This window comes from Arsenicicoccus sp. oral taxon 190, from assembly GCF_001189535.1.
In the GTDB taxonomy this organism is placed as follows: domain Bacteria; phylum Actinomycetota; class Actinomycetes; order Actinomycetales; family Dermatophilaceae; genus Arsenicicoccus.
On record NZ_CP012070.1, the window covers coordinates 3,354,142 to 3,380,384 of the forward strand.

Annotated in this window: 26 protein-coding genes; 10 read left to right on the forward strand and 16 right to left on the reverse strand. The window is 69.7% G+C overall.

Features of this window, described 5'->3' with window-relative positions:
• Nucleotides 1–20: 20 nt before the first annotated feature.
• The 3 genes from ADJ73_RS15595 to ADJ73_RS15605 form a co-directional block, all read right to left on the reverse strand.
• Nucleotides 21–764, reverse strand: a complete 744-nt coding sequence (locus tag ADJ73_RS15595) for an alpha/beta hydrolase (RefSeq protein ID WP_050349030.1) — start codon at nucleotides 762–764, stop codon at nucleotides 21–23.
• 89 nt (nucleotides 765–853) lie between these two features.
• A complete protein-coding gene (locus ADJ73_RS15600) occupies nucleotides 854–1,132 on the reverse strand; it encodes a hypothetical protein (RefSeq protein WP_050349031.1) in 279 nt (92 codons plus the stop codon).
• 96 nt (nucleotides 1,133–1,228) lie between these two features.
• Nucleotides 1,229–3,001, reverse strand: a complete 1,773-nt coding sequence (locus tag ADJ73_RS15605; protein WP_050349032.1) for a 3-hydroxyacyl-CoA dehydrogenase family protein — start codon at nucleotides 2,999–3,001, stop codon at nucleotides 1,229–1,231.
• Between the two features lie 140 nt (nucleotides 3,002–3,141).
• On the opposite strand from ADJ73_RS15605, the gene nucS reads away from it, so the two are divergent.
• Nucleotides 3,142–3,837: an endonuclease NucS gene (gene nucS, locus ADJ73_RS15610; protein WP_050349033.1), complete on the forward strand. Its 696-nt coding sequence runs from the start codon at nucleotides 3,142–3,144 to the stop codon at nucleotides 3,835–3,837.
• A 128-nt stretch (nucleotides 3,838–3,965) separates the two neighbouring features.
• Nucleotides 3,966–4,805, forward strand: coding sequence for a beta-1,6-N-acetylglucosaminyltransferase (locus ADJ73_RS15615; RefSeq protein ID WP_050349034.1), 840 nt, complete (start codon nucleotides 3,966–3,968; stop codon nucleotides 4,803–4,805).
• A 7-nt stretch (nucleotides 4,806–4,812) separates the two neighbouring features.
• Here ADJ73_RS15615 and ADJ73_RS15620 read toward each other — a convergent pair whose 3' ends face one another.
• From ADJ73_RS15620 to ADJ73_RS15630, 3 genes are all read right to left on the reverse strand, one after another.
• Nucleotides 4,813–5,436: a histidine phosphatase family protein gene (locus ADJ73_RS15620; RefSeq protein ID WP_050349035.1), complete on the reverse strand. Its 624-nt coding sequence runs from the start codon at nucleotides 5,434–5,436 to the stop codon at nucleotides 4,813–4,815.
• Nucleotides 5,437–5,534: 98 nt separating this feature from the next.
• Nucleotides 5,535–7,622 (reverse strand): protein meaA, encoded by a 2,088-nt coding sequence (locus ADJ73_RS15625; RefSeq protein ID WP_253272744.1) that lies wholly within the window; start codon nucleotides 7,620–7,622, stop codon nucleotides 5,535–5,537.
• Between the two features lie 125 nt (nucleotides 7,623–7,747).
• Nucleotides 7,748–8,083, reverse strand: coding sequence for an STAS domain-containing protein (locus ADJ73_RS15630; protein ID WP_050349037.1), 336 nt, complete (start codon nucleotides 8,081–8,083; stop codon nucleotides 7,748–7,750).
• A 149-nt stretch (nucleotides 8,084–8,232) separates the two neighbouring features.
• On the opposite strand from ADJ73_RS15630, the gene ADJ73_RS15635 reads away from it, so the two are divergent.
• The gene (locus ADJ73_RS15635) at nucleotides 8,233–8,850 is read left to right on the forward strand and encodes a cob(I)yrinic acid a,c-diamide adenosyltransferase (RefSeq protein WP_050349038.1); all 618 of its coding nucleotides are present in this window, start codon (nucleotides 8,233–8,235) and stop codon (nucleotides 8,848–8,850) included.
• A gap of 9 nt (nucleotides 8,851–8,859) precedes the next feature.
• On the opposite strand, the gene ADJ73_RS15640 is transcribed toward ADJ73_RS15635, so the two are convergent.
• Both ADJ73_RS15640 and ADJ73_RS15645 read right to left on the reverse strand, forming a co-directional pair.
• On the reverse strand, nucleotides 8,860–9,291 hold the full coding sequence (locus tag ADJ73_RS15640; RefSeq protein WP_050349039.1) for a DUF2550 family protein: 432 nt from the start codon (nucleotides 9,289–9,291) through the stop codon (nucleotides 8,860–8,862).
• 12 nt (nucleotides 9,292–9,303) lie between these two features.
• Complete coding sequence (locus tag ADJ73_RS15645) at nucleotides 9,304–9,576, reverse strand: F0F1 ATP synthase subunit epsilon (protein WP_050349040.1); 273 nt, start codon at nucleotides 9,574–9,576, stop codon at nucleotides 9,304–9,306.
• Nucleotides 9,577–9,865: 289 nt separating this feature from the next.
• Between ADJ73_RS15645 and ADJ73_RS15650 the strand changes: the two genes are divergently transcribed.
• The 4 genes from ADJ73_RS15650 (at nucleotide 9,866) to ADJ73_RS16750 (ending at nucleotide 13,778) form a co-directional block, all read left to right on the forward strand.
• Nucleotides 9,866–10,873 carry a glycosyltransferase family 2 protein gene (locus tag ADJ73_RS15650; RefSeq protein ID WP_050349041.1) on the forward strand — a complete coding sequence of 336 codons (1,008 nt, stop codon included), beginning with the start codon at nucleotides 9,866–9,868 and terminating at the stop codon, nucleotides 10,871–10,873.
• A gap of 153 nt (nucleotides 10,874–11,026) precedes the next feature.
• Entirely contained in the window at nucleotides 11,027–11,866 is an 840-nt protein-coding gene (locus tag ADJ73_RS15655; RefSeq protein WP_050349042.1) for a hypothetical protein, read from the forward strand.
• The gene (locus ADJ73_RS16745; RefSeq protein ID WP_156188263.1) at nucleotides 11,863–13,221 is read left to right on the forward strand and encodes an O-antigen ligase family protein; all 1,359 of its coding nucleotides are present in this window, start codon (nucleotides 11,863–11,865) and stop codon (nucleotides 13,219–13,221) included. Before ADJ73_RS15655 ends, ADJ73_RS16745 begins: the two co-directional genes overlap by 4 nt.
• Before the next feature lie 86 nt (nucleotides 13,222–13,307).
• Entirely contained in the window at nucleotides 13,308–13,778 is a 471-nt protein-coding gene (locus ADJ73_RS16750; RefSeq protein ID WP_082177057.1) for an acyltransferase, read from the forward strand.
• A gap of 95 nt (nucleotides 13,779–13,873) precedes the next feature.
• Here ADJ73_RS16750 and ADJ73_RS17085 read toward each other — a convergent pair whose 3' ends face one another.
• The 3 genes from ADJ73_RS17085 to ADJ73_RS15660 form a co-directional block, all read right to left on the reverse strand.
• Nucleotides 13,874–14,761, reverse strand: coding sequence for a DUF4124 domain-containing protein (locus ADJ73_RS17085; protein WP_156188265.1), 888 nt, complete (start codon nucleotides 14,759–14,761; stop codon nucleotides 13,874–13,876).
• Nucleotides 14,762–15,015: 254 nt separating this feature from the next.
• On the reverse strand, nucleotides 15,016–15,369 hold the full coding sequence (locus ADJ73_RS17880; RefSeq protein WP_367379602.1) for a serine O-acetyltransferase: 354 nt from the start codon (nucleotides 15,367–15,369) through the stop codon (nucleotides 15,016–15,018).
• 202 nt (nucleotides 15,370–15,571) lie between these two features.
• Entirely contained in the window at nucleotides 15,572–17,116 is a 1,545-nt protein-coding gene (locus tag ADJ73_RS15660; RefSeq protein ID WP_050349043.1) for a lipopolysaccharide biosynthesis protein, read from the reverse strand.
• A 200-nt stretch (nucleotides 17,117–17,316) separates the two neighbouring features.
• On the opposite strand from ADJ73_RS15660, the gene ADJ73_RS15665 reads away from it, so the two are divergent.
• From ADJ73_RS15665 to ADJ73_RS15675, 3 genes are read left to right on the forward strand one after another with little or no spacing between them, the layout of a single operon-like run.
• A complete protein-coding gene (locus ADJ73_RS15665) occupies nucleotides 17,317–18,309 on the forward strand; it encodes a glycosyltransferase family 2 protein (RefSeq protein WP_050349044.1) in 993 nt (330 codons plus the stop codon).
• A gap of 5 nt (nucleotides 18,310–18,314) precedes the next feature.
• The gene (locus tag ADJ73_RS15670; RefSeq protein ID WP_253272745.1) at nucleotides 18,315–19,181 is read left to right on the forward strand and encodes a glycosyltransferase; all 867 of its coding nucleotides are present in this window, start codon (nucleotides 18,315–18,317) and stop codon (nucleotides 19,179–19,181) included.
• A 25-nt stretch (nucleotides 19,182–19,206) separates the two neighbouring features.
• Nucleotides 19,207–20,481, forward strand: coding sequence for a glycosyltransferase (locus tag ADJ73_RS15675; protein ID WP_050349046.1), 1,275 nt, complete (start codon nucleotides 19,207–19,209; stop codon nucleotides 20,479–20,481).
• Nucleotides 20,482–20,576: 95 nt separating this feature from the next.
• On the opposite strand, the gene atpD is transcribed toward ADJ73_RS15675, so the two are convergent.
• From atpD to ADJ73_RS15700, 5 genes are all read right to left on the reverse strand, one after another.
• Complete coding sequence (gene atpD, locus ADJ73_RS15680; RefSeq protein WP_050349047.1) at nucleotides 20,577–22,037, reverse strand: F0F1 ATP synthase subunit beta; 1,461 nt, start codon at nucleotides 22,035–22,037, stop codon at nucleotides 20,577–20,579.
• 30 nt (nucleotides 22,038–22,067) lie between these two features.
• Entirely contained in the window at nucleotides 22,068–22,994 is a 927-nt protein-coding gene (locus ADJ73_RS15685; protein WP_050349048.1) for a F0F1 ATP synthase subunit gamma, read from the reverse strand.
• 109 nt (nucleotides 22,995–23,103) lie between these two features.
• Nucleotides 23,104–24,738 (reverse strand): F0F1 ATP synthase subunit alpha, encoded by a 1,635-nt coding sequence (gene atpA / locus ADJ73_RS15690; protein ID WP_050349049.1) that lies wholly within the window; start codon nucleotides 24,736–24,738, stop codon nucleotides 23,104–23,106.
• A gap of 66 nt (nucleotides 24,739–24,804) precedes the next feature.
• On the reverse strand, nucleotides 24,805–25,617 hold the full coding sequence (locus ADJ73_RS15695; RefSeq protein WP_050349050.1) for a F0F1 ATP synthase subunit delta: 813 nt from the start codon (nucleotides 25,615–25,617) through the stop codon (nucleotides 24,805–24,807).
• Nucleotides 25,617–26,231: a F0F1 ATP synthase subunit B gene (locus tag ADJ73_RS15700; RefSeq protein ID WP_082177060.1), complete on the reverse strand. Its 615-nt coding sequence runs from the start codon at nucleotides 26,229–26,231 to the stop codon at nucleotides 25,617–25,619. The genes ADJ73_RS15695 and ADJ73_RS15700 overlap by 1 nt, the downstream gene beginning before the upstream one ends.
• Nucleotides 26,232–26,243: the final 12 nt, after the last annotated feature.

Consider the following 26,243-nt stretch of genomic DNA (forward strand, 5'->3'; position numbering starts at 1 on the left):
GATCCTCGGTCGGCCCGGCCTCAGCCCTCCTCGACCGCGCCGTCCCACTCCGTCGGCAGCGGCCCGAAGCCCGGTCGCACCCGCGCGACGATCTCGTCCAGCGCCCGCCGCACGTAGGTCTCCCCCACCCACAGGTGCTTGCACCCGTCGATCCCGACGACCTCGGCCTGCGGGACGACGGCGAAGCGCTCCCGCGCCTGCTCCGGCTGCAGGTAGTCGTCGTGCTCGGGCACCAGGGCCACCAGCGGCCGCCCGTCGACCGCCCAATCGCGCAGGTGCTCCGGGCCGGTCCAGCGCAGCGGCGGGCTCAGCAGGATGGCCCCCTCGATGGCGGGGTCGAGGCCGTACATCAGCGTCAGGTCGGTCCCGAAGGACCACCCCACCAGCCAGCGGTGCGGCAGCGCCGGGTGCTCATGGAACTCCGCCAGCTCGATCGCCGCCGCCACGTCGAACCGCTCCCCGTCGGCGTGGTCGAAGCTGCCCTGGGAGGTCCCGCGCGGCGAGCTGGTGCCGCGGGTGTTGAACCGCAGCACCGCGATGTCGGCCAGGGCCGGCAGCCGGTAGGACGCCTTCTTGAAGACGTGGCTGTCCATGAAGCCGCCGTGGGTCGGCAGCGGGTGCAGCGTCACCAGCGTCGCGACCGGGTCCCGGTCGAGCGGCAGCGCCAGCTCGCCGACGAGGGTGAGCCCGTCGGCGGTGTGCAGCTCGATCTCCTCGCGGCGGGCCGGCAGGATCGTGTTGGCGCGGATCTCGTGCGTGCTCAAGGGTGCTCGTGTCTCCTGGTGGTGGATGGGCTCGTATGCCGCCCGCCCCGCCCCGCGGGGCTGCGGCTCGCCGGCGGCCGCCGTCCGGACTAGTGGCGACGGTCCCGCGCCGCCCAGCAGGGGCCGTGCCAGTGGCGCCGGTCGGGCAGGCCGCGCAGGCCGTCCGCGGGCCACGCGACGACGTGGGCGACCGCGTCGCTCAGCTCCTGCTGGCAGCCGGGGCAGCGGTAGACCTTGCCCGTCGCGGCGCCGCGGACCCGGCGCACGATCCACGCCCCGTCGGGGTGGACCTCCCGCCGCTCCATGCCGGCGAGACGTCCCGTCGCGAGCGGGACGTGGCGGTCGGCTCGTCGGTTGGCGCGGGGCATGGCGCCATTGTCGCAAACCGCAGCGCGGCGCCGGGCCGGGACGAGGTGCCCCGCGCCCGGCACACGGGCTGGTGCCCGGCATACGGGCTGGTGCGGTCAGTAGGTGCGGAACCCGCGCCGGGTCTTGCGCCCGAGGTAGCCGGCGGTGACCATGTGCTCCAGCAGCGGGGCCGGGGCGTAGCCCCGGTCTCGGAACTCCAGGTAGAGCTGGCGCTGGATGGCGTAGGAGACGTCCAGGCCGACGACGTCGAGCAGCTCGAAGGGCCCCATGGGCAGGGCGCAGCCGTTCTTCATGGCGGTGTCGATGTCGTCGGCGGTGGCGTAGTGCGCCTCGAGCATCTTGACGGCGTCGTTGAGGTAGGGGAACAGCAGCGCGTTGACGATGAACCCGGCCCGGTCGCCGCACCGCACCGGCACCTTGCCGAGCGCCCGGCACAGCTGGACGGCGGTCTCCTCGACGTCGGCGGCGGTGGAGACGGTCGAGACGACCTCGACAAGCTTCATGACCTGGGCGGGGTTGAAGAAGTGCAGCCCGACCACGTCAGCAGGCCGGCTGGTGGCCGCGGCCACCTGGATCACCGGCAGCGAGCTCGTGGTGGTCGCGAGGATCGCGCCGGGCCGGCAGACCTCGTCGAGGCGGCGGAACATCGCGGTCTTGACCTCGACGTCCTCGGCGATGGCCTCGACGACCAGGTCGACGTCGGCCAGCGCGGTGACGTCGGTGGCGCCGGTGACCTGCCGCAGCGCCTCCTCCTTGGACGCCGGCGTGGCCTTGCCCTTGCTGATCGCCTTGTCGAGGCTGGCCGTGATGGCGGCGGTCACGCCGGCGACCTTGTCGTCGCTGCGCCCGACCACGGTCACCGGGTAGCCCGCCTTGGCGAAGACCTCGACGATGCCGGTCGCCATGGTGCCGGTGCCCACGACGCCGACCGAGCGGACCTCTCGGGTCGGCGCGGTCCCGGTGTCCGCCGCGGGGGTCTGGGCGTCGGGGACGACCGTGCCGGAGCCCGGCGCGTCGTAGGTGTAGAACCCGCGCCCGGTCTTGCGGCCCAGCAACCCGGCCGTGACCATCTGCTTGAGGATGGGGCTGGGGGCGTGCAGCTTGTCGCGGCCCTGGCGGTACATCGTGTCGAGGACCTGGTAGGCGGTGTCCAGGCCGATGAGGTCGAGCAGCGCCAGCGGCCCCATGGGGTAGCCGCAGCCGAACTGCATCGCGGCGTCGAGGTCCTCGCGGGTGGCGTAGCGCGACTCGTACATGCTCATCGCGTGGTTGAGGTAGCCGAAGAGCAGGTAGTTGCCGATGAAGCCGGCCTTGTCCCCGACCACCACGGGGGTCTTGCCGAGCCGCTCGGCGAGGGCGCGCACCGCCGTGACGACGTCCGGGTCGGTGACGACCGTGGAGATGATCTCGACGAGCTTCTGCACGGGAGCGGGGTTGAAGAAGTGCAGGCCGACGACCCGCTCGGGGTGGGAGGTCGCCACGGAGATCTCGGTGACCGACAGGCTCGAGGTGTTGGTGGCGAGGATGCAGGCGTCCGGGACGACCTGGTCGAGCCGCCCGAAGAGCTCCCGCTTGATCTCGAGCACCTCCGGCACCGCCTCGAGCACCAGGTCGCAGTCGGCGAGCGCGTCCAGGCTCGCGGCGAAGGTGATGCGACCCAGCAGCTCCTGCTGCTCGTCGGCGCCGAGCTTGCCGCGCTCCACGGCGCGACCCGTGGACCGCTCGACGTGGCCGCGACCGCGCTCGACGGCGGCGTCGTCCATGTCGACCGCGACGACCCGCAGGCCGTGCCGGGCACAGACCTCGACGATGCCGGCACCCATGGTGCCGAGCCCGACCACTCCGATGTTGTCCACTGCGCGCTCCATGCTGGAAGTCTTGAGGGGGGTGCTGCGGCTTGCAAGACTGTCGGACTGCGGGCTTGGTCACAAAACTACCGGCCAGTATGCCGGGCGGCCGGGGCTCGGCATACGGCTCTGACAGCCGCTGCGGACTAGGGTGACGTGCCGTGCGACTCGTGATTGCCCGCTGCTCCGTCGACTACCAGGGTCGGCTCACCGCCCACCTGCCGCTCGCCACCCGGCTGCTCATGGTCAAGGGCGACGGCTCGGTGCTGGTGCACTCCGACGGCGGCAGCTACAAGCCGCTCAACTGGATGACGCCGCCGTGCGCGCTGGCCGAGGTGGTGCCCGACGAGGAGGAGGCGCAGGAGGGGGCGACCGCGGTGTGGGTGGTCCGCAACGCCAAGTCCGGCGACGCCCTGCGCATCGCGATCCACGAGGTCCTGCACGACAGCGACCACGATCTCGGGGTCGACCCCGGGCTGGTCAAGGACGGCGTCGAGGCCCACCTGCAGCAGCTGCTGGCCCAGCACATCACCACCCTCGGCGACGGCTACTCGCTGGTGCGGCGGGAGTACATGACGGCGATCGGGCCGGTCGACATCCTGTGCCGCGACGAGAGCGGGGCCCACGTCGCGGTCGAGATCAAGCGGCGCGGCGAGATCGACGGCGTGGAGCAGCTCACCCGCTACCTGGAGCTGCTCAACCGCGACCCCGCGCTGGCGCCCGTCACCGGGGTCTTCGCCGCGCAGCTGATCAAGCCGCAGGCCCGCACCCTCGCGACCGATCGCGGGATCCGGTGCGTGACCCTGGACTACGACGACCTCAAGGGGGTCGACCTGTCGGAGTTCCGGCTCTTCTGAGGCGGGGTGGCGCCCCGCTCAGGACCTCGTCGTCGTCGGAGGGCGGCCCAGGCCAGGACGGTAGAGTGCGCCCGTGACCGAGCCCCGATTCTGTTACATCGTCCTCTGCCACACCCGGGTCGACGCTCGTGCGCCGGATCCGGCACCTGTCCCCCGAGGCTGCCGTCCTGGTCCGCTACAGCTCCGCCGCGGCGCTGGACCGCGCCGTCCTGGAGGAGGCCGGCGCCGCCGTCCTGGTCAGCGACATCGCGACCTGGTGGGGCGACTGGTCCCTCGTGGACGCCGAGCTGGAGTGCTACGAGACGGCGCTGCGCCTGGTCGACCCCGACCACGTCGTGCTCGTGTCCGGCCAGGACTACCCCATCACGGACCTGCGGGCGTGGGAGCAGCAGGTGGCGCAGCGAGGGGCCGACGCGATGCTGGCCCTGCACGACCCCGACCCGGTCACCGTCGACAACCGCTGGCGCATCGTCCGAGGTCCGGCGCTGCCCGGCCCGGTGCACCGCGCCGCGGTCGCCGTCGCCTGGCGCATCACGCTGGCCGCACGGGGCCGCCTATACCTCAACGACTCCCCCAAGCGGGCCGACCACCGGTGGTGGATCGGCGTGCCACGCCGCGGGGAGCGTCGCCCGGTCCGCAAGGCCAGCCAGTGGAAGGTGCTGTCCCGCCACGCCGTCGAGGTGCTGCTGCAGCACTACCGCCAGGACCCGCAGGAGCGGGCGTTCTTCGCCAGCTGCAAGGTCCCCGACGAGCTCTACGTCGCCTCCACGCTCACCGCGGCCGGGGTGGACGTGGTGGCGGCCCCGACGACCTTCGCGCACTTCCCGGAGGACGGCTCGAGCCCGGAGTACCTCACCCGGGAGCACGTGCGCGAGGCGGTGGCGGCGGGGTCGCCGTTCGCGCGCAAGCTGCACCCGGACGCCGACCCCGAGGTCCTCGCCGCGCTCGACGCGGCCGCCGGACGCTAGCCCGGGCTCACGCCGAGGCGCGACCGGGCCAGTCGTCCATCACCCAGCCGTCGGCGTCGATGCGGATCCGCACGGGCTCGGCGCGCTGCGGGATCCCGCCGGCGAAGAGGTCGCTGCGGACGTTGTCGCACAGCCGCGGCAGGGCGGTCATCATCACCCTCTCGTGGCTGAGCACGAGCACCGTCTCCCCGCGGTGCGCGTCGGCGATCCCCTCCAGGGCCCGGCGAAACCGCTGCACGACCTGGTAGCCGTCCTCCCCGCCCGGGGGCGCGAGGGCGAGGTCGCCACGGCACCACCCCGTCACGACGGCGGTCAGCCGCGCGTCCCCGACGGGCTGGCCGGCCAGCTCGCCCACCTCGTGCTCCTCGAGGCCGTCGACCACCTCCGACGGCACCCCGAGCGCCCCGGACACCACCCGGCAGCTCTGGACCGCTCGGGACAGCCTGCTGGTGCAGACGGCGCTGATCCGCACCGTCGGGTCCTGCCGCAACCGGTCGGCGAGCGCGGCCATCTGCGCGACGCCGGCGTCCGTGAGCCACCCGCCGTCATCGGTCAGCAGCCCCGGCTCGGCGAAGGCCGCGTGACCGTGCGCTGCCACGAGCACGGTTGCGGGACACTGCAGGTCGCTCATGGGGCCTCACTCTAGCGAGGCTCCCGGACGGCGCCACCGCACGGTCGGTCGCGGACAGTGCCGCGCGCCGGCCTGCCCGCGGGCGCGCACCGCACGGCTCAGTCGCGGACGGTGCCGCCCGACGGGGCCAGCCCGCGGGCGGCGCGCACCACGTCGACGACCTGGCCCATGATGTCGTTGAGCCCGAAGTCCTTGGGCGTGAAGACGGCCGCGACGCCGAGCTCGCGCAGCCGCCGCGCGTCCGCGTCCGGGATGATGCCGCCGACCACGACGGGCACGTCCTCGGCCCCCGCGTCGCGCAGACCGGTGAGGACCGCGGGCACCAGCGCCATGTGCGAGCCGGACAGGATCGACAGCCCGACCACGTGGACGTCCTCGGCCACCGCCGCCGCGACGATCTGCTCCGGCGTGAGCCGGATGCCCTGGTAGACCACCTCGAAGCCGGCGTCGCGCGCCCGCACCGCCACCTGCTCCGCGCCGTTGGAGTGACCATCGAGCCCCGGCTTACCGACCAGGAAGCGCAGGTGCGTGCCCAGCTCCTCGCCGGTGCGGCGGACCGCCTCGCGGACGTCCGCCAGACCCTCGTGCCATGCCTCGTCGCCGTCGCCGTTGCCGGGCCGCGCTCCCTGCCCGGTCTCCCGTCCGGACCTCGGCCCCGCCTCCGGCCCGGCCGCCGCCGCGGCGCCCACGCCGGTGGCGGCGCGGTACTCCCCGAAGACGTCTCGCAGCGCGTCGGTCCACTCCCCCGTCGTGATGCCGGCGCGGGCGCACGCGATGGACGCGGCCATCAGGTTGGTCTCGGTCGCGGCGTCCGCCCGCAGCCGCTGCAACGCCGCCTCGGCCGCCTCGCGGCGCTGCGGGTCGGCGTCGCGCTCCTCGCGCCACCGCCGCACCGCCGCCACCGCGCGGTCCTCGACGTCGGGGTCGGCGACGTGGATCGCGGTGTCCAGGTCGGCCGTCAGCGGGCTGGGCTCGGTGGTCTCGAAGCAGTTGACCCCGACCACCTTGTCGACGCCGGCCTCGATCCGGCGCCGCCGCGCGGCGTGGGAGGCCACCAGTGCCGACTTGAGGTAGCCCGACTCGACGGCCTCGACGACGCCACCCATCTCCTGGATCCGCTCCAGCTCGGCCGTCGCGCCGGCCACGAGCTCGGCGACCGTGGCCTCGACCACGTGCGACCCCGCGAAGAGGTCCTCGTGCTCGAGCAGGTCGGACTCGTAGGCGAGCACCTGCTGGATCCGCAACGACCACTGCTGGTCCCAGGGCCGGGGCAGGCCGAGCGCCTCGTTCCAGGCCGGGAGCTGCACGGCCCGGGCCCGGGCGTCCTTGGACAGGGTGACGGCGAGCATCTCCAGGACGATCCGCTGCACGTTGTTCTCGGGCTGCGCCTCGGTCAGGCCGAGGCTGTTGACCTGCACCCCGTAGCGGAACCGCCGCTGGCGGGGGTCCTGCACGCCATACCTCTCCTGCGTCAGCTGGTCCCAGAGCTGCACGAAGGCGCGCATCTTGCACATCTCCTCCACGAAGCGCACGCCGGCGTTGACGAAGAAGGAGATGCGCCCGACCACCTCGCCCAGGCGCTCACGGGGCACCTGGCCGGCCTCGACCACGGCGTCCAGCACCGCGATGGCGGTCGCCAGGGAGTAGGCGAGCTCCTGCACGGGCGTGGCCCCGGCCTCCTGCAGGTGATAGCTGCAGATGTTGATGGGGTTCCACCGCGGCATCTCGGTCACCGTGTAGGCGATCATGTCGGTGATCAGCCGCAGCGACGGGGCGGGGCCGAAGACGTGGGTGCCGCGGCTGAGGTACTCCTTGATGATGTCGTTCTGGGTGGTGCCGGCGAGCCGGCGCCGCACCTCCGCCGCGTCGAGCCCCTGCTCCTGCGCCTGCTCCTCCGCCACGGCCTCGTAGAGGGCGAGCAGCCACATCGCGGTGGCGTTGATGGTCATCGAGGTGTTCATCTCCGCGAGCGGGATGCCGTCGAAGAGCGCCCGCATGTCGCCGACGTGGCTGATCGGCACGCCCACCTTGCCGACCTCGCCGCGCGCCAGCACGTGGTCCGGGTCGTAGCCGGTCTGCGTCGGCAGGTCGAAGGCCACCGACAGCCCCGTCTGCCCCTTGGCGAGGTTGGTGCGGTAGAGCGCGTTGCTGGCGGCGGCCGAGGAGTGCCCGGCGTAGGTGCGCATCACCCAGGGGCGGTCCTTGGGGCGCTCGATCATCGTCTCGTCGGCCATGCCCGCAACCTACCGGCGGGTCCGGCCCGGCGGGAGACCCGGTGACGGCCGCCACAGGGTGAGACCGCCCACAGGGGTCAGCGGGTGTCGCGACGCTCCAGCACCTTGCCCAGCCGCATCGCCGCGACCACCCGCTCGAACCTCGCCGAGGGGTTGACGATCACCAGCCGGCGCCCGGCTCTGCGCGCCCGGTGGTGGGCCCCAGCGATGAGCGCGAGGGCGGTGGCGTCGTGGATCTCGGCCGCGTCGAGGTGCAGCAGCAGCTCACCCTCCCCGAGGACGATGGCGCGGTGGATCTCCTCACGCAGCGCGTGGTCGTTGCGGGCGTCCAGCCGCCCCTGCACCCGCAGCTCGTAGCCGGGCAGCACGACCTCGACGACCGTGTCCCCGGTGGTGGTGCGCCCCCTCGCCATACGGCCTCCTGCGGTCCCGGCACGGTGGGCGCGCCGAGCAGCCTGACGTCACTCTGATGGACATATTGCACCACGTGGAGTGATCATCGGCGCCCGTTGGAGGACACCAGCGCCCGATTGGCGCGATCGGGGCGTGCCACGATGGCCTCATGGTCAACCTCACGCGCATCTACACCCGCACCGGCGACGACGGCACGACGCACCTCGGCGACTTCAGCCGGACCCGCAAGACCGACCCGCGGCTGCAGGCCTACGCGGACGCCAACGAGGCCAATGCCTGCCTCGGGATCGCCATCGCGGCGGGCGACCTGCGCGAGGACGTCGTGGCGACCGTGACCCGCGTGCAGAACGACCTCTTCGACGTCGGCGCGGACCTGTGCAACCCGCTGCGCAGCGAGACGCCGGAGTACCCCCCGCTGCGTGTCCAGGCCGCGTGGATCGACGAGCTCGAGGCCGACTGCGACACCTACAACGGCGAGCTGGAGAAGCTGCGCTCCTTCATCCTGCCCGGGGGGTCGGCCGGCTCGGCCTATCTGCACCTGGCGTGCACCGTGGTGCGCCGCGCGGAGCGCAGCACCTGGGCAGCGATCGACACGTATGGCGACCACCCCGCCCCCGAGGGCGCCGAGCGGGGGGCCGGTGGCGTCAACGTCCTCACGGCGAAGTACCTGAACCGGCTGTCGGACCTGCTCTTCATCCTCGCGCGGGTGGCCAACCGGGACCACGGCGGGGACGTGCTGTGGCAGCCGGGCGGCGGCCGCGAGTAGGCGGTACGGTCAGGCGACCCGCGGCGGCCACCCCGGCGGGCTGGCCTCGTGCCAGGACCGCACGGCGGTGTAGGAGTCGCGGGGCAGCACCATCTCCAGCTGCCGACCGGAGTCCGACAGCGCGACGACCACCGGGTCCTCGACCAGCGGCGCCTGGCCGCGGGCGGGCTCCCCCGCGTGCAGCAGGGCCATCCCCGTGCGGCTCACCCGGTGGCTCGGCTGCAGCGTCGCGCCGCTCAGCGGGAAGACCACGAGGTGCTCGGACTCGAAGCGTGCCAGCCCGTAGCGCCACGACGCCCGCCCCGGGCGGCGGTAGGCGCACACGAACATGGGAGCGCCGGCGGCGATCAGCCGCCGGCGCAGGTAGGTGCCGAGCAAAGCCAGCACCAGCAGCACCGCAGCACCGGCGGCCACCATCTCGGTGATCTCGATGCCGTCCACGGTGCGGCCGGGTCAGCGTCCGTGGGAGGCAGCAGCCTCGTCGACGTGCTCCGCGACCAGGGTCACGTGGTCGTCGTGGACGGACAGGAAGCCGGAGTCGATGCGGACCGTGCGCCGGCCCTCCCCCGAGGTGATGGACACGTCGCCGCTGACCAGCACGCCGAGCAGGGGGGTGTGGCCGGGGAGGATGCCGAGCTCGCCCTCGGTCGTGCGGGCGGTGACCGACGAGGCCTCGCCCTCCCAGACGGGGCGATCCGCGGCGACGAGTTGGACCTGCAGGGGCACGGGGATCTCCTCGGACCTCGGGGATGGTGTGGACACATGGTACTAGGCGCCCCCGAGAGCACCCGACTAGGCCGAACGGATGGGGCTTTGTCACTCTTTGTCCGAATCGCTCCTGGACGGAGCGTGAAAACTGATTACCCAGCGGGGTCGATGCCTGCGATTCGGGTGGCGTTTCGGCTGCTCCCGGGCCTAGGGCAAGCACTCTAGGTAACGTTGACGGAGTACGAGGCCGCTGGAGCCTGCCCTCCCGCGGCCGGGGGGAACACGCTCGCCACCGATGGGGGACCGAATGACCACGCTCGACCCGGCGCCACGCGTCACCGTCGTGATGCCGACCTACCGCCGCCCGGAGATGCTCCGCGAGGCGCTCGGGTCGGCGGTGGCCCAGACCCTGCGCGACCTGGAGATCCTGGTCTGCGACAACGCCGACGACCCCGCCGCCCGCCAGGTGGTGGAGTCCTTCGCCGACGACCGCATCACCTACCTCGGTCGCCCGGAGAACCTCGGCATGATCGGCAACGCCCTCGACGGGTTCCGGCGGGCGCGGGGCGAGTTCGTGATCAAGCTGGACGACGACGACGCCTTCGAGCCCGACGCGCTCGCGACGATGCTGGCCGGCTTCGACGACCGCCCCGACGTCACCGCCTCCTTCTGCGACCTGCGGCTCGTGGACGTCCACGGCCAGACCCTCGCGGCCGACACCGAGCAGGTCCAGCGCGACACGCACCGGGCCGAGCTCGCACCCGGCCTGCACCAGCCGTTCAGCGGGCTGGCCGCGCAGGGGGCCGTCTCGCTGTCCGGGTCGTTGCTGCGACGGGCGAGCATCGACTGGGACCGCGTCCCCGAGCAGGCCGGCACCTCCTACGACCTCTACCTGACCATGGCGGCGGCCCGCGGCGGCGCCGCCGCGTGGTACACCAAGCGGCCGCTGGTGCGGTACCGGATCCACGGCGCCAACGACAGCGTCAAGAACGTCGTCCCCAGCCTGGAGGCCTCGCAGTGGATCCTGCAGGACGCCCAGGCCTCCGGGCAGCACGGCGACCGCGAGGTCATGCGGCAGCGGATCGCCCAGGACGATGCCAGGCTCGCGCGGGAGTATCTCCTGCGCGGGGACACGGGCCGGTGCCGCCGCTCGGCCCTCGCGAGCCTGCGGGTTCGCCCCACGCCCGGTGCGGCTGCCACCCTGGTGCTGGGGTCCTTGCCCCGCCGGCTCGGCACCCGCATCAGCCAGCGCCGACGCGAGGCCTACCTCGGTGCCTCGGCGCCCACGGCCACCGCACCCACCCCTGACCACTGACGGCGGCCCCGACCGACCGCACCACGACCAGCACGCACCGTGCCCCGAAGGAGACTCGTGACCACTGCCCATCCTCAGACTGCTCCGTCCTAACCGCTGACGGCCCTGGCCCGGCGCTGGTGGCTGGCTCTCGCCCTGCCCCTCGCGCTCGCGGTGATCGGCTACCTGGCGGGGGCCGCCAAGGCCCCCACCTACACCGCCGAGGCACGGACCTCCGTGGGCACCGGCAACATCTCCGCCGGCCAGATCGCGGGCTTCCCGCAGGCGACCACCGAGATGGCGGCCAACTACTCCCGCTGGGTCAACGACCGCGGGATCCAGGGCAAGGGCGACGTGCCGGCCGGCACCGAGGTCAGCGCCTCCCCCGTCCCGGACTCCAACGTCATCCGGATCGAGGCCAAGGGGCCGGACAAGGACGGTGTCGTCACGGCGGCGCAGAAGGCCGCCGACGACCTCGTCAAGGCCGTCAACTCCAAGAAGACGGAGAGCGACCCCGAGGCGACCCTCGCCCAGCTGAAGAAGCTCGGTGACGAGTGGGGCGCCGCCAAGGCCGCGTCCGACGCCGCCGACACCGCTGCCGGGCAGGCCGCCGGCCGGGCCACCAGCCAGGCCGCCATCACGAGCACCCGCAGCGCCGCCGCGCAGGCCCACGCCAAGGAGGCCACCCTCCGCGTGCAGTTCGACGCCGTGGGGCAGAAGTACCAGCAGCAGATCTCCCAGGGCTCCCAGGCCGCCAACCTCGTCGTCGTCAAGCCCGCCGAGCTGAGCGCCTCCACCAAGGCCGGCAACCAGCAGCGGTACGCCCTCGGCGGCCTCGTCGTCGGCCTGGCCCTCGCGCTGCTCCTCGCCGTCCTGCTCGACCGCCGTCAGGCGCGCGCCGGACGGGCCCGGGCCGCCCAGGAGGGGCGCCACCATCGCGACCCGGTGACCAAACCTGAGGGATCGCATGTGGTGGGGACCAATCCCGGCACCCAGTCTGACGCTCGGCCGTGACGGCCAAGGTGACTCAGCGCGCTCTGGATCCCCTGCCCCCGGCGGGGACACCTCCCGAGCGGATACCTGCGTACGTGTGGCTCTTTCTCGCGTCAACAGCGCTCAACCTATTCTCCGGCAACAGCGGCCTAATGGGCTTCCCCGTGCCACCTGACAGGGTGCTTCTTTTGGGGTCGCTGGTGCTGTTGGCCCTTGAACCGCACCGCGACCGGCTGCGCCCTATGCCTGTGTACGTGGTGATGGGCGTACTCACCTTGTGGACTGCTTGGTCGGCGCTAAGCGCAGGGACTCTCGCGAGCGACAATGGTTTCTACGCGCTGCTAGACCGCATCATGGTGCCGTTCCTAATGTTCTCAGTCGGAGGACTACTCTTCTCCACCACTCACCGCCGCGACCTCCTCCTGCGCACCCTCACCTTGATCGGTCTCTACCTTGGAGCGGTTTCCGTACTCTGCATGGTTGGGCCCAAGCAACTTGTATTTCCGCGATACATCATGGACTACCTTGCCAATAACCCCATGGCCAGGGATGATCCGCGAGCCGTGGGCCCCTTCCTATCAAGTGAGGCCAACGGGATGGCCTTGGCCCTGTGCGCGTTTGCGGCCGCTCTCTTATGGACACGAACGCGCAATGCGGGCTGGCGACTGCTGGTACTTCTAACGATACCGGCCTCAGCTGCGGGTTTGATATTGACGCTTACGCGGTCGTCCTGGCTGGCTGCGCTTCTCGGGATCGCCCTGATTGCCCTGGTCGTTCCTCGGGCCAGACGATGGTTTGCTCTTGCGGGCGTGTTGGGAGCAGCGGCCTTGGGCTCGGCGCTTCTGGCCATGCCAAGTCTGATGGAGTTGGCTACAGGGCGTCTGACAACTTCTCGCTCCCTGTACGATCGAGCCAACACGTACGAGGCGGGCTGGAGGGCGCTAGGAGAGCAACCGCTATTCGGAATCGGCTGGAGTCGGTTCATCGACATCGGAACAGAATGGGTTCGGCAAGCACCCGATTACCCCATCACGACTGTGACCATCGAGATCCACAACGTCTTCCTGTCGCGCGCCGTTGAAACGGGGATCCCTGGTGCACTCTTGTGGATTACAGTCATTGTCCTAGGGCCAGTCACCATGCTGTGGCGGGCGAGGCAAACTCAAGGAGAGCTGCGCTCGTGGTGGCTCTTCCTCGTGTTCGCGCTAGCAGTCTGGTTCGTCCCCAGCATGACGAGCCCCAATCCCTACCCATTTCCAAACTACCTGATGTGGCTCATTGCTGGCATTGCTGGTCGAACGGTTTTAGTCCGAAATTGCACGAGCCACACGGGTGAGGACGGCATTGAGCGCCCTTGGCCTCGGGAGGATTCATGATTGCCACTGCTAAGGAACTGGTTCGACACGTGCGTCGCACGGCTCTCCCCCTTCACCGCCTTCGCACGGCTAATCCCACAGCTCGGATGACGACGGGCGTGCTTTTCGACGGTCGAGTGGAAGACGTGCTCCTAGGGGACGAGGTACACGTCGCTGGCCCCACTGTCCTGTCAATCTCCAACGGCGGGGGGCTTGAAGGCGCCCGACTCGAGATAGGTGCGAGGACATACGTGGGGGAATTTAACAATATTCGCTGCGCAGGCGCACCTATCATTATCGGCCCTGATTGCCTGGTGTCACAACAGTGCACTCTCGTAGGATCCAATCACGGCACACGCGCCAACGAATTGGTCAGAGAGCAGCCTTGGCACGGAGACGGGATAGTCATCGGCCGCGACGTCTGGATTGGAGCTGGCGCAACTATTCTGCCGGGAGCACGGATCGGGGATGGAGCAGTCATCGCTTCTCGATCGGTCGTTCGAGGTGAAGTCCCTGCGCTGGCCATCATGGCTGGGGCGCCAGCCCGCCAGGTTAGCGCTCGAATCAATACGCGCTAGCCCGGGTCCCCCTCTTCAGGGTGCTGTTGGTGAGCGCCATCTCGCAGAGCTATGTCGCAAGGCCTTCATCGTGCTGAACGCACCAAGGAAACTCATCAAGACCCAGGCTTGCCATAATCTTGCTGGATAACCTGCACCCTATCCCAGGGAAAACCTTCCAGTTGTTTGTAATTGGGCACGTCTCCCAGAATCGGCCCCCACGGATCCTTTCCTGTCTTTGCTTGCTGCGCCTGCCCACTCTCAGCGATCACGGCGACCGCGTGCGCTGTATCCACCACGATGAATCCGTATTTTTGAGCAGCCTTGGCGATGGCTTTAGCCAACGGGGTGATCTGCAGAGCATCAACGTTCACGGAGGGATCCAGGCGCAGCCTCGCCCCTTCGGGGATAGCGTTCGGATTGCTGGAGTTGCCGTCGCTTCGGTTTGCCGGATACCAAATGCGACTGTGGTGGCCAGTTTCAATTAGGTTAAGGGCCATGGCGTGCTCAATCTTGCCTTCCGCCGCCTCCTTGATTGTTACCATAGATCCAGTCGTGACGAGACCGGACGCACTGGCGCCATAAGGGGGGTCGAAGAATCCGGGGGACTTAGATACGTTGTCGATGCGTCCGCCCCAGCACGCCTCCCATTTGTTGGGTTTGGTCGCTTGCTTACGCAGTACCCAGAACTCCCAAAGCTGGTCTGTGCTGGGGTCGTACAAGGTGAGCGTCGAGTCGGTTCCGGCCGCAGGAATCGCCCCTACTGGGATAGGCACCTGCTTGAACATTGCTGGCCCGTTCATGAGCCCCTCGGGAACACCGGGTTTGTTCTGACAGTTCAAGAAAGCCACGTCGACGCGGGGCGTGTTGCTGCTCACTACGTAGTAACTGGGGTTGTAGCGATCATTGTTAAACGCCGCGATACCACCCCAATGAGGAGTGATCTGACTCTGTAGGTTCTGGACCATCGCAGCGGAATTGGCGTAAGTGGGGGCTTTGCTCACATCCACTTTGAACACATTTATTGCGGGGGAAAATATCTGGCTGGGGAGCGTATCGGAAGCCTTAGGGTCGGGAACCGGAGTCGCTGAAAACCCCGTTGTCGCCATCGCAGTGGGGATGGGCGCACCGGCGCCTGACTGATCACTGCTCGGCCCAGCCTTCGAATGGTCACCATCTGACTGACAACCGGCTGAGGCAAGCACTCCCACCGTTAAGATCGCTGTCAACCAAACACTCTGGGCTTTCATTAGCTTTACTACCCCTTCCCACCTTGGCCACCCCCGACTCGCCGAGCCGGAATCCCTACGTACGTACTACCTGGCTCCGTACTCGTCAGTAGGACCGCGTTCGCCCCTACTTGGGTGTCGTCTCCTACGACAATTGGCCCCAGAATTTTACTTCCTGCACCCAGCATCGCTCGGTCCCCGATATTTGGCGCGCCGTGCGGGTCGCGTACACCGACCGTCACCTGGTGGTAAATCTTAACCCCGGCGCCGATACGGGTCTCCGGGTGCAAGATGACGCCACGGCCGGCGTGGGCTAGGCACAACCCGGACCCAACGACTACTTGAGGCGGCAGTTCAGCCCCGATGACCCCTCGGACCCACATGGCATCCACCAACTGCCAGAGGCGCCTGAGAGCAAAGGCACGAATACCTGGGACGCCATTCAAAACCTGTCCTGCGCGCCACACAGCGAGCGTCACGATGCTACCAGGCTGGTCGTTGACCGCTCGGTCGGTGGCACACAGGCGCCGGAACGCCTCGGCCGCTGCGGCGAGGTCCCCGCCCGATTTGTCGCGCTTCACGCCGTCACCTTCCCACTCGAATTCGTCCGCTGAGCAAACGACCGACTAGCGACCGAAGTTCCGCCGGGCCCACCACGAGCACTGCGTACAGGAAAGCGGCTGGGGTCGCAGCGAAGCCGCAAAGCAGCAAGGCAATCGGACCCGCGGGGACGGTTGTCCCGACAAGCAACTGGGCCCCATATACGCACAGATAGGAGATGGACGCGGCCAACAGTGCCACCTCGTAGGGAATGTGTCTCCAAGGGGAGGGCACCCGACACGCGAGCGAGTGCCTCATCATCATCGTCAGGGCCATGCATCCCACAATCTGGGCAAATACCGTCGCCACGATGGTCCCAACGACGCCGTAAGGAATGACTAGCAGCAACGTCAGGGTTAGGTTGAGGCCCGTTGAAATAAGACCATACTTGAGCTCAAGGTCCGATCGGCCCACCGCCAGACACCACAACACCTGAATGATCCCAATGAGGTAAAACAGGTGTCCCACCAGCAGCACTGCGCTAACCAGACCTGGAAGGGAAGACCCCATCCTGACCCAGTGGGAGACTCCGAAATAGGCGGCGGGCGCGCCTACAGCAACCCAGCCCACCACTCCCAGCACCCACAACTTCTGGATCCGCACGTACTCAGCGACCGCTGCGGCCTCCCCTTTGCCTCCGACCGCGCGACCGAGCATGGCCTGCACCGGGCTGAAAGCGTTCATGGGGACCATGCGCAGCTGTTGTGCAAAATTGGCCCCCGGGCCAAACTGTGGTTGCTGCCCCGCCGCGAACTTAGAGACAATGAGCATGTCTCCCTGCAGGGATACCATGTCAAGCAGACTCGAAAACTGCACTTTCCAGGAGTAGCCAAAGAAATCTTTGAGGTCAGCCCACGTCAAAAGCCCAACCCCCGCCCTGGATAGATGCTGCAGCGCTGCAGGGATGATAGCGATGGTCGCCATGAGTTGCTGGACCACAAAGGTTAGGGCGATACCCGTGAGTCCGTGCCCACCTTCAATTGTCCAGATAAGACCGATAACGTAGATCAGATGTCCTGCAAGGCCGGTAGTGGTCGTAACGGCGAACTTGTGCTCGGCAAAGAGGACGTAGGCGAAGAGCCCGCGGATCTGGGCCATCGCCACTAGTACGACCATCGTACGCAGCAGCAGGGCTGCCCCCTCGGGGTCCGGCTGCGTAACCGGGAAAAACTCGATGATCGCGGGCGTAGCCAGAAAGAAGAGGCCAAAAACCACCGTGGTCGTGCCCAGCACAATGGTCAGAAGCGTGACCAGCAGTCGGGTTGTCGCCGCTGCATCCGCCCTGCCGGCGTAAAGGGTGAAGTATCGACTCGCACTCGGCCCTATTCCACCGTCGAAACTTGACATCACCAACTGAATCGTGTTGATGAGCAAGAAGATTCCGTAGATCTTCGCTCCGAGCCCCTCAATGATGTAGGGAGTCAGCGCCAGGTTGATGATCAGAGGCAGGAACTGGCCCAAGGCCTGCCACGTGGTGCCCTTCAGGAGAGTCTTGAGCATCCCTCCGCCGACAGTGTCGCCCTCCACCATCAGTGGAGTCGCTCGGTGGGCATAGCGGGACGATGAGTACGGGCCATGCCTCCCATCATAGAGAGTGATCCGCATGGCAAGGGCAATCCGGCGAAACACGTGCTCTCCAGAGGCGCCCATCTAGACTGGTTGGTACCAGCACGTCGTCTGCGGTGACGGTTCCCAGGTCCGGCGTTCGTCACCCGCCAGTTGGAGGACCCATGCCCTCACCGAGCCAGCCGCTCGTGTCGATCGTCATCCCCTGCTACCAGGCGCAGAGATTCCTCGGCGCAGCGGTCACCTCTGCCCTGACGCAGACCTACCCGCACATCGAGGTCGTGGCGACCGACGACGGCAGCAGCGACCGCACCCCGGAGCTGCTCGCCGCGTACGGCGACCTCGTGCGCGTGGTGACCCAGGACAACAAGGGCCTGCCCGGGGCCCGCAACGCGGCGATCCGCGAGGCCCGCGGCGAGCTCATCTGCCTGCTCGACGCCGACGACATCCTGCTGCCGCCCTACGTCCAGGCGGCCGTGGACGTGTGGGCGTCTGCCGGCACGACCCGGAGCTTCGTCACCTGCGACGCCCTGCTGATGAGTGCGGCCGGCATCGTGCCGGGGCGCACGGTGCTGCCCTCGGGCACCCCCTCCCCCGACCGGCAGCGGCAGCACATCCTCGAGAACAACTTCGTGTCCGGCTTCGCGGTCTTCCCCCGGCGCATGTGGGAGGAGATCGGCGGCTACGACGAGTCCATGCGGGTCTGCGAGGACTACGACTTCTGGGCCCGGGCGATCTACGCCGGCTGGCGCGCGGAGTACCTCACCGCCCAGCACGCCCTCTACCGCCGGGTGTCCGGCACCCTGTCCACGCAGAGCGAGCGCATGTATGCCGGGGAGCAGGAGGTGCTGCGGCACGTCGCCGAGCAGTACGCCGACTCGCTGGCCGCGCCGGAGCGGGCCTTCCTCGAGCTGCGTCTGGAGCAGGGCTCGGCGGTGCAGCAGGTCGACCTGGGCGAGCGCGCGCTGCGCCGCGGCGATCGTGCGGCTGCGGCGGACCACTTCGCCCTGGCCGCCCGCCTGATGCCGAGCTCGCGCCGGATCAGGCTCAAGGCGGAGCTGCTGCGTCGCCTCCCTGCGGCCGGGTCGGTCTACGCTCGTCGTCTGGCCACCAAGGACCAGGAGACCGGACGCACCCCCGAGGACACCCGCTCGTGACGGACATGCACCCCCAGACGCCGGCGGCGTCCGTGATCATCCCCGCCCACGACGAGGCCAAGGTCATCGACCGGTGCCTGCAGTCCCTGCAGGACTCCGGGCTGCCCCTCGAGGTCGTGGTCGCGGCCAACGGCTGCACCGACGACACGGTGGCGCGCGCCCGGCGGCATACGGGCGTGACCGTCCTGGACCTGCCCACCCCGTCCAAGGTGCAGGCCATCAACGCGGCGGACGCCGTGGCGACGGCCTTTCCCCGGATCTACCTGGACGCCGACATCGTCCTGGACCGCGGGGCGCTCGCCGCCATGGTCGAGGCGCTGCAGACCGAGGAGCCACGCGCGGCCGCGCCGCAGGTGCACTTCGCCACACGCGGGGCGAGCTGGCCGGTCCGGGCCTTCTACGACGTGTTCTCCCAGCTGCCCTACGTGCAGGACAAGCTCGTCGGGCTCGGCGTCTACGGCATGTCCCGCGCCGGCCGCGCCCGCTTCGTCACCTTCCCGGACCTGCTCGGCGACGACCTCTTCGCCCAGCGCATCTTCTCCCTGGACGAGCGCGAGATCGTCGACGGCACCTTCGAGGTCCAGGTCCCCCGCACCCTGCGCCAGCTCGTCAAGGTGCGCACCCGGGTGGCCCGTGGCAACGCCCAGCTGGCTGAGGAGGACCCCGGGGCGATGGTGGACGACGGTCGGACCACCGACTTCTCCACCTCCACCCGGTCGACCTCCCGCGCCCTCGTGGACCTGCTGCGCCGCCGGCCCACCCTGATCCCCGCGGCCGTCGTCTACGTCCTCGTCACGGCCTACGCCCGGCGCGCGGCCTCCCGCACGTCGCCCGCCGCCCAGACCTGGGAACGCGACACCTCCACGCGCTGACGCGCCCGCACACCCAAGGAGCCACGTGCCCGACCAGCACACGACCGACGCCGGCGACCTCGGGGTCGCCTACCTCGTCAGCCAGTACCCCGCGCTGTCCCACGCGTTCATCGAGCGCGAGGTGCACGCCCTGCGCGGCCACGGCGCCCGGGTCGACACCTTCACCCTCAACCCCTGCCCGCCAGAGCAGCTCGTCTCGGCCACGATGCGCGAGGACGCCCGGCAGACCTACGTGGTCAAGGACAAGCGCCGCGCGGCCCTGGCCAACCTCGCGCTGCTGCGCAGCCAGCCCGACGTGTGGCTGCGCGGCGTGCGCCGGGCCCTGCGGACCGGCGAGCTGGCGCCCCGGCCGCGGCTCTGGCAGCTGTTCTACCTCGCCGAGGCGGTGACGCTGCACCGCGAGATGCGACGCCGGGGGCTGCGGCACGTCCACGTCCACTTCGCCAACGCCGCCGCCGACGTCGCCCGGCTCACCGTCGCCCTCGCCCGGGACCTCGGCGAGGACTGGTCGTGGAGCTTCAGCATGCACGGACCCACGGAGTTCGAGTCCGTCGAGCGCTTCGACCTGCCGGCCAAGGTGCGCTCCGCCGACGGCGTGGCCTGCATCTCCGACTTCTGCCGCAGCCAGCTCATGCGGATGGTCGACCCGGCGGTCTGGCCTCGCCTCGACGTCGTCCGCATGACCGTGGACCCGCAGGACTATCCCCCACCGGCCCAGCCCCGCGCCCGCACCGCGTCAGACCCCCTGCGGGTGCTGTATGTCGGCCGCCTCGTCCCGGAGAAGGGCGGCCCGGTGCTGCTGGACGCCGTGACACGCCTGCGCGAGGAGGGGGTCCCCCTCCGCGTCCGCATGGTCGGCGCCGGCCCGCTGCACGAGTCGCTGGCCCGGACGATCAGCGAGCGCGGGCTCGGTGACGTCGTGGAGCTCGTCGGACCCCTCGGCCAGGAGCAGCTCCCCGACGAGTACCGCCAGGCCGACGTCTTCTGCCTGCCGAGCTTCCAGGAGGGCCTGCCGGTCGTCCTCATGGAGGCCATGTCCACCGAGCTGCCCGTCGTCACCACCCGCATCGCCGGCATCACCGAGCTGGTCGTGGACGGCGAGAACGGCCACGTCATCCCCGCCGGTCGCGCCGACCTGCTCGCCCAGGCGCTCAGCGAGGTCGCCTGCCGGCCCGAGCTCAGCGCGGCGCAGGGCGCGGCAGGCCGCGCGGCGGTCCTGCGAGAGTTCACGCCCAGCACCGCGGCGCCGGGCATGATCGCCTTCCTGCGCCGGGTGACGGAGGGGCGCGCCCGGTCCTGACGGGGCTGCGGGCGGGCGGACGGCATACGGCCCGGCACGACGACGGCGGGCCATCTCCCCCAAGGGAGATGGCCCGCCGTGGTGCCGGGTGAGGGTCAGAGAGACTTCTGGATCTCCGCCCACTGGCGCTCGACGTCGTCGAGGCCACCGCACATGAAGAAGGCCTGCTCGGCGACGTGGTCGTACTCGCCGTCGCAGATCTTGGTGAACGCCTCGATCGTGTCCTCCAGCGGCACCGTGGAACCCTCGATGCCGGTGAACTGCTTGGCGACGTAGGTGTTCTGGGACAGGAAGCGCTGGATGCGGCGAGCGCGGTTGACGAGGATCTTGTCCTCCTCGCTGAGCTCGTCCATGCCGAGGATCGCGATGATGTCCTGCAGCTCCTTGTTGCGCTGCAGGATCCCCTTGACGCGGACCGCCGTGTCGTAGTGGTCCTGCGCGATGTAGCGCGGGTCGAGGATGCGGGAGGTCGACGTCAGCGGGTCCACGGCCGGGTAGATACCCATCGAGGCGATGTCACGGGAGAGCTCCGTGGTCGCGTCGAGGTGGGCGAAGGTCGTGGCCGGGGCCGGGTCGGTGTAGTCGTCCGCCGGCACGTAGATCGCCTGCATCGAGGTGATCGAGTGACCGCGCGTGGAGGTGATGCGCTCCTGGAGCACACCCATCTCGTCGGCGAGGGTGGGCTGGTAACCCACGGCCGACGGCATGCGACCCAGCAGCGTCGAGACCTCCGAGCCGGCCTGCGTGAAGCGGAAGATGTTGTCGATGAAGAGCAGCACGTCCTGCTTCTGCACGTCGCGGAAGTACTCCGCCATCGTCAGGGCGGACAGGGCCACGCGCAGACGCGTGCCCGGCGGCTCGTCCATCTGGCCGAAGACGAGCGAGGTCTGACCGAGGACGCCCGCCTCCTCCATCTCGACCATCAGGTCGTTGCCCTCACGGGTGCGCTCACCGACACCGGCGAAGACCGACACACCACCGTGGTCACGGGCGACACGGGCGATCATCTCCTGGATGAGCACCGTCTTGCCCACGCCGGCGCCGCCGAAGAGGCCGATCTTGCCACCCTGGACGTAGGGGGTCAGCAGGTCGATGACCTTGATGCCCGTCTGGAACATCTGGGTCTTGGACTCGAGCTGGTCGAAGGCCGGCGCCGGGCGGTGGATGCCCCAGCGCTCGTTGACCTCGAGGTGCTCGCCCTCCTCCAGGTTGAGGCAGTCACCGGTGGCGTTGAAGACCTTGCCGAGCGTCACGTCGCCGACGGGCACGCTGATCGGGCCGCCGGTGTCGCGCACCGCCGCGCCGCGCACCAGGCCGTCGGTGGGCTGCAGGGAGACGGCGCGCACGAGGTTGTCACCGATGTGCTGGGCGACCTCGAGGTTGAGCGTCTTGGTCTCGCCGCCGAGCTCGACGTCGACCTTGAGCAGGTTGTACATCTCAGGCATGGCGTCGACGGGGAACTCCACGTCGACGACCGGGCCGATGGAGCGGGAGACCCGACCGACGCCGCCCTCGGCGGGGGCGCCCTGCTGGGCCTCGTTCATGGTGGCAGTCATGGCTGTCTCTACCTTCTTGTGTTGGGCGGCTTACTGGGCGTCCGCGAGGGCGTTGGCGCCGCCCACGATTTCACTGATCTCTTGGGTGATCTCGGCCTGACGGGCCTGGTTGGCCAGACGCGTGTAGGTCTTGATGAGCTCCTCGGCGTTGTCCGTCGCCGACTTCATCGCCCGCTGGCGCGAGGCCAGCTCCGAGGCGGCCGCGCCGAGGAGGCACGTGAAGATCCGGGAGATGACGTACCTGGGCAGCAGAGCGTCCAGCACGGTCTCGGCGTCCGGCTCGAAGCTGAACTGCGGCTGCAGGCCCTCGCGGTCCGGCTCCTCGAGGTAGCCCTCGTCCACCTCGACGCGCTCCCCCTTCTCCACGACCTCCAGCGGCAGGAGCCGCAGGGCCCGGGGCTGCTGGGTGACCATCGTGCGGAAGCGGGTGTAGACGATGTGGATCTCGTCGACGCCCTCGCCGCTCTCGTCGAGGAAGTCCGCGATCAGCCGCTCCCCGATCTCCCGGGCGTGCTCGTAGCGCGGCGCGTCGGTGAAGCCCTCCCAGGCCTCGGCGTAGCCCCGGTCACGGAACTTGAACCACGCGACGGCCTTGCGACCCACGAGGTAGGGCACGACCTCCTTGCCCTCGCCGCGCAGCCGCTCCATCAGCTCGTTGGCCGTCTTCAGCGCGGACGCCGAGTAGGCCCCGGCGAGACCACGGTCGCTGGTGATGATGAGCACGCCCGCCCGGTGACCGCCCTCGCGGTTGGTCGTGAGCGGGTGCTCCTCACCGGCGAACGACGCCGCCGCCGACACCGCACGCGTCAGCGCGTGCGTGTAGGGAGCCGAGCTCATGACCGCCTCGCGGGCCTTGACCACGCGGGAGGCGGCGATGAGCTCCATCGCCTTGGTGATCTTCTTGGTCGCGCTGACGGACCGGATGCGCTGGCGGTAGACCCGCATCTGCCCACCCATGTAGTTGCCGCCTCTCTGCTGTGTCTGGTGTCCGGTATGCCGCTGCTGGCGGCGCCGGTGCCGGGGTCCACCCCGCGGGGGTCTCCCCCGGCACCGGTCGCGCGTCAGGTCAGCGCTTCTCGATCTGCGCGCGGTCCATGCCGTCGTCCTCGAGGGAGTCGAACTCCTCGTGGCCGGGGTGGATGCCCGCGTGCTCGGTGCCCGGACGGAACTGCTGCTTGAAAGCGGTCATCGCGTCGTCCATCGCCGACTTGGTGTCGTCGTCGAGCTTTTTGGTCTCGCGGATCGCGTCGAGGATGCCGCCGCGCTCGCGCTTGACGTAGTCGACGAACTCCGCCTCGAAGCGGCGCACGTCGTCGACGTCCACGTCGTCCAGCTTGCCAGCCGTGCCGGCCCAGACGACGAGCACCTGGTCCTCGACCGCCATCGGCGACGCCTGCGGCTGCTTGAGGAGCTCGACGAGGCGGGCACCGCGGGCCAGCTGCTGGCGCGAGGCCGGGTCCAGGTCGGAGGCGAACATCGCGAAGGCCTCCATGGCGCGGAACTGCGCGAGGTCCACCTTGAGGCGGCCGGAGACCTCCTTCATCGCCTTGATCTGGGCGGCACCACCGACGCGGGACACCGAGATGCCCACGTCGACGGCCGGGCGCACGTTGGCGTTGAACAGGTCGCCCTGCAGATAGATCTGCCCGTCGGTGATGGAGATGACGTTGGTCGGGATGTATGCCGACACGTCACCCGCCTTGGTCTCGATGATCGGCAGACCCGTCATGGAGCCGTGGCCGAGCTCGTCGGAGAGCTTGGCGCAGCGCTCCAGGAGGCGGCTGTGCAGGTAGAACACGTCGCCGGGGTAGGCCTCGCGGCCCGGCGGGCGACGCAGTAGCAGCGACACGGCGCGGTAGGCCTCGGCCTGCTTGGACAGGTCGTCGAAGACGATGAGGACGTGCTTGCCCTGGTACATCCAGTGCTGACCGATGGCCGAGCCGGTGTAGGGGGCGAGGTACTTGAACCCGGCCGCGTCGGACGCGGGGGCCGCGACGATGGTGGTGTAGTCCATCGCACCGGCCTCCTCCAGGGTCCCGCGCACGGAGGCGATCGTGGAGCCCTTCTGGCCGATGGCGACGTAGATGCAGCGGACCTGCTTGTCGGGGTCGCCGGACTCCCAGTTGGCGCGCTGGTTGATGATCGTGTCGACCGCGACCGTGGTCTTGCCGGTCTGACGGTCACCGATGATCAGCTGACGCTGGCCGCGACCGATCGGGATCATCGAGTCGATGGCCTTGATGCCGGTCTGCAGCGGCTCGTGCACCGACTTGCGGCTCACGACGTTGGGGGCCTGCAGCTCGAGGGCGCGGCGGCCCTCGTCCTTGATCTCGCCCAGGCCGTCGATGGGCTGACCGAGCGGGTTGACGACACGGCCCATGAAGGCGTCGCCGACCGGCACGGACAGGACCTCGCCGGTGCGCTTGACCGTCTGGCCCTCCTCGATGCCCGAGAAGTCGCCCAGGATGACGACACCGATCTCGTGCACGTCGAGGTTGAGCGCGAGGCCGAGGGTGCCGTCCTCGAACTCCAGCAGCTCGTTGGTCATGGCCGAGGGCAGGCCCTCGACGTGGGCGATGCCGTCGCCGGCGTCGACGACGCGCCCGACCTCCTCGCGGCTGGCCGCACCGGGGTGGTACGACCGCACGAAGTTGTCCAGGGCGTCCCGGATCTCCTCCGGACGGATCGAAAGCTCCGTCATTGTCTGTCTCTCTCCTCGTGACGGTCGCGGGGACCGACGGTTGTGTCTGGTGGGCGTCGGACCCGCTCAGGCGCCGAAGTGGCGGCGGGCTGCGTCGAGCTTGGTGACGATGGTGCCGTCGACGACCTCGTCGCCGACCTGCACCCGGATGCCCCCGATGACCTGGGGGTCGAGCACGACCTTGAGGAGCACCGGTCGGCCGTAGGTCCGCCCGAGGGCGGCTGCCAGCCGGTCGTGCTGCTCGGCGGTCAGCGGCGAGGCGACCGTCACGACGGCGCTCAGCTGCTCGCGACGAGCAGCCGCGACGGAGAGGTACTCCTCGATCGTGCTCGTGAACGTGCGTCCCCGGCCCGCGGCCGCGGCCTGGCGGGCGAGGCGCACGGTCTCGGGGTGGGCCTTGCCCTGCAGGAGCCGCTCGACGACCTCCACCTTGCGGTCCACCGGGAGCTGACGGTCGGCGAGGGCCTCGCGCAGCTCGGGGGTGCCGGAGACGGTGCGCTCGAAGCGGAACAGCTGCTCCTCGACGTCGTCCGCCCGACCTGCGGCGTCCGCCATCGCGACCTGGGTCTCGACGGCGAGGCGCTCCACGGCGTCGGCCAGGTCTCGCTCGGCCGACCAACGCTGCGCGACGACGGCCTCCAGGACGTCGAGCGTGCCCTGCTGCACCTTGCCCTGGAGCAGGCGGCGGGCCAGCCCGCGCTTGCTCTCGGCGTCACGGGTGGGGTCGGCGAGCGCGCGACGCAGGGTTGCGGACCCGTCGATCACGCCGGCCACCGCGAAGAGGTCCTCGGACACCGCGGACCAGTCGGCCCCGGAGTCCAGGACGCCCTGCAGCGCCTTGCGGCTCGCGACGAGGGCTCCACGCGACGCGCCCTGCATCAGAAGGCCCCGTCCGTGGAACCGCCGCGGGTGGCTCCCTGGCCGACGACCTCGGGGCGGACCTCGCCGGCCTCCAGCTCCGCGAGGAAGCGGTCGACGATGCCCTTCTGGCGGGTCTCCTCGTGCAGCGACTCGCCGACGATGCGGCTCGCCAGGTCGGTCGAGATGCGACCCACCTCCGAGCGCAGCGACACGACGGCCTGCTGACGCTCGGCCTCGATCTGCTTGTGCGCCGACTCGGTGATGCGGTTGGCCTCGGCCTGCGCCTGGCCACGCATCTCCGCGACGATCGCCGCGCCCTGCTCCTTGGCCTCCTCGCGGATGCGAGCGGCCTCGTCGCGAGCCTCGGCGAGCTGCGCCTTGTACTCCGCCAGGGCCGCCTCGGCCTCGCGCTGCGCGGCCTCGGCCTTGTCCATCCCGCCCTCGATCGCGGCGGTGCGCTCGGCATACGCCTTCTCCAGCGCGGGCACGACCTTCTTGGCGACGACGACCCACAGGATCACGAACACCACGAGGGTGAAGATGAGCTCGGGGATGTGCGGGATCAGGGGCATCTGGTGCCCGCCCTCGGCGGCAGGCACCGCCGAGATCAGCGACGTGGCAGTTAGCTGCACGTTCTTCTCCTA

Coding starts and splice junctions, on each gene's coding strand:
- ADJ73_RS15600 (WP_050349031.1), bottom strand. CDS start 1,132: ATGCCCCGCGCCAACCGACGAGCCGACCGCCACGTCCCGCTCGCGACG.
- ADJ73_RS15605 (WP_050349032.1), bottom strand. CDS start 3,001: ATGGAGCGCGCAGTGGACAACATCGGAGTGGTCGGGCTCGGCACCATG.
- ADJ73_RS15620 (WP_050349035.1), bottom strand. CDS start 5,436: ATGAGCGACCTGCAGTGTCCCGCAACCGTGCTCGTGGCAGCGCACGGT.
- ADJ73_RS15625 (WP_253272744.1), bottom strand. CDS start 7,622: ATGCGCACCTACGCCGGGCACTCCTCGGCCGCCGCCAGCAACGCGCTC.
- ADJ73_RS15630 (WP_050349037.1), bottom strand. CDS start 8,083: ATGGCGAGGGGGCGCACCACCACCGGGGACACGGTCGTCGAGGTCGTG.
- ADJ73_RS15635 (WP_050349038.1), top strand. CDS start 8,233: ATGGTCAACCTCACGCGCATCTACACCCGCACCGGCGACGACGGCACG.
- ADJ73_RS15650 (WP_050349041.1), top strand. CDS start 9,866: ATGACCACGCTCGACCCGGCGCCACGCGTCACCGTCGTGATGCCGACC.
- ADJ73_RS16750 (WP_082177057.1), top strand. CDS start 13,308: ATGACGACGGGCGTGCTTTTCGACGGTCGAGTGGAAGACGTGCTCCTA.
- ADJ73_RS17880 (WP_367379602.1), bottom strand. CDS start 15,369: ATGTGGGTCCGAGGGGTCATCGGGGCTGAACTGCCGCCTCAAGTAGTC.
- ADJ73_RS15660 (WP_050349043.1), bottom strand. CDS start 17,116: ATGGTGGAGGGCGACACTGTCGGCGGAGGGATGCTCAAGACTCTCCTG.
- ADJ73_RS15665 (WP_050349044.1), top strand. CDS start 17,317: ATGCCCTCACCGAGCCAGCCGCTCGTGTCGATCGTCATCCCCTGCTAC.
- ADJ73_RS15670 (WP_253272745.1), top strand. CDS start 18,315: ATGCACCCCCAGACGCCGGCGGCGTCCGTGATCATCCCCGCCCACGAC.
- atpD (WP_050349047.1), bottom strand. CDS start 22,037: ATGACTGCCACCATGAACGAGGCCCAGCAGGGCGCCCCCGCCGAGGGC.
- ADJ73_RS15685 (WP_050349048.1), bottom strand. CDS start 22,994: ATGGGTGGGCAGATGCGGGTCTACCGCCAGCGCATCCGGTCCGTCAGC.
- atpA (WP_050349049.1), bottom strand. CDS start 24,738: ATGACGGAGCTTTCGATCCGTCCGGAGGAGATCCGGGACGCCCTGGAC.
- ADJ73_RS15695 (WP_050349050.1), bottom strand. CDS start 25,617: ATGCAGGGCGCGTCGCGTGGAGCCCTCGTCGCGAGCCGCAAGGCGCTG.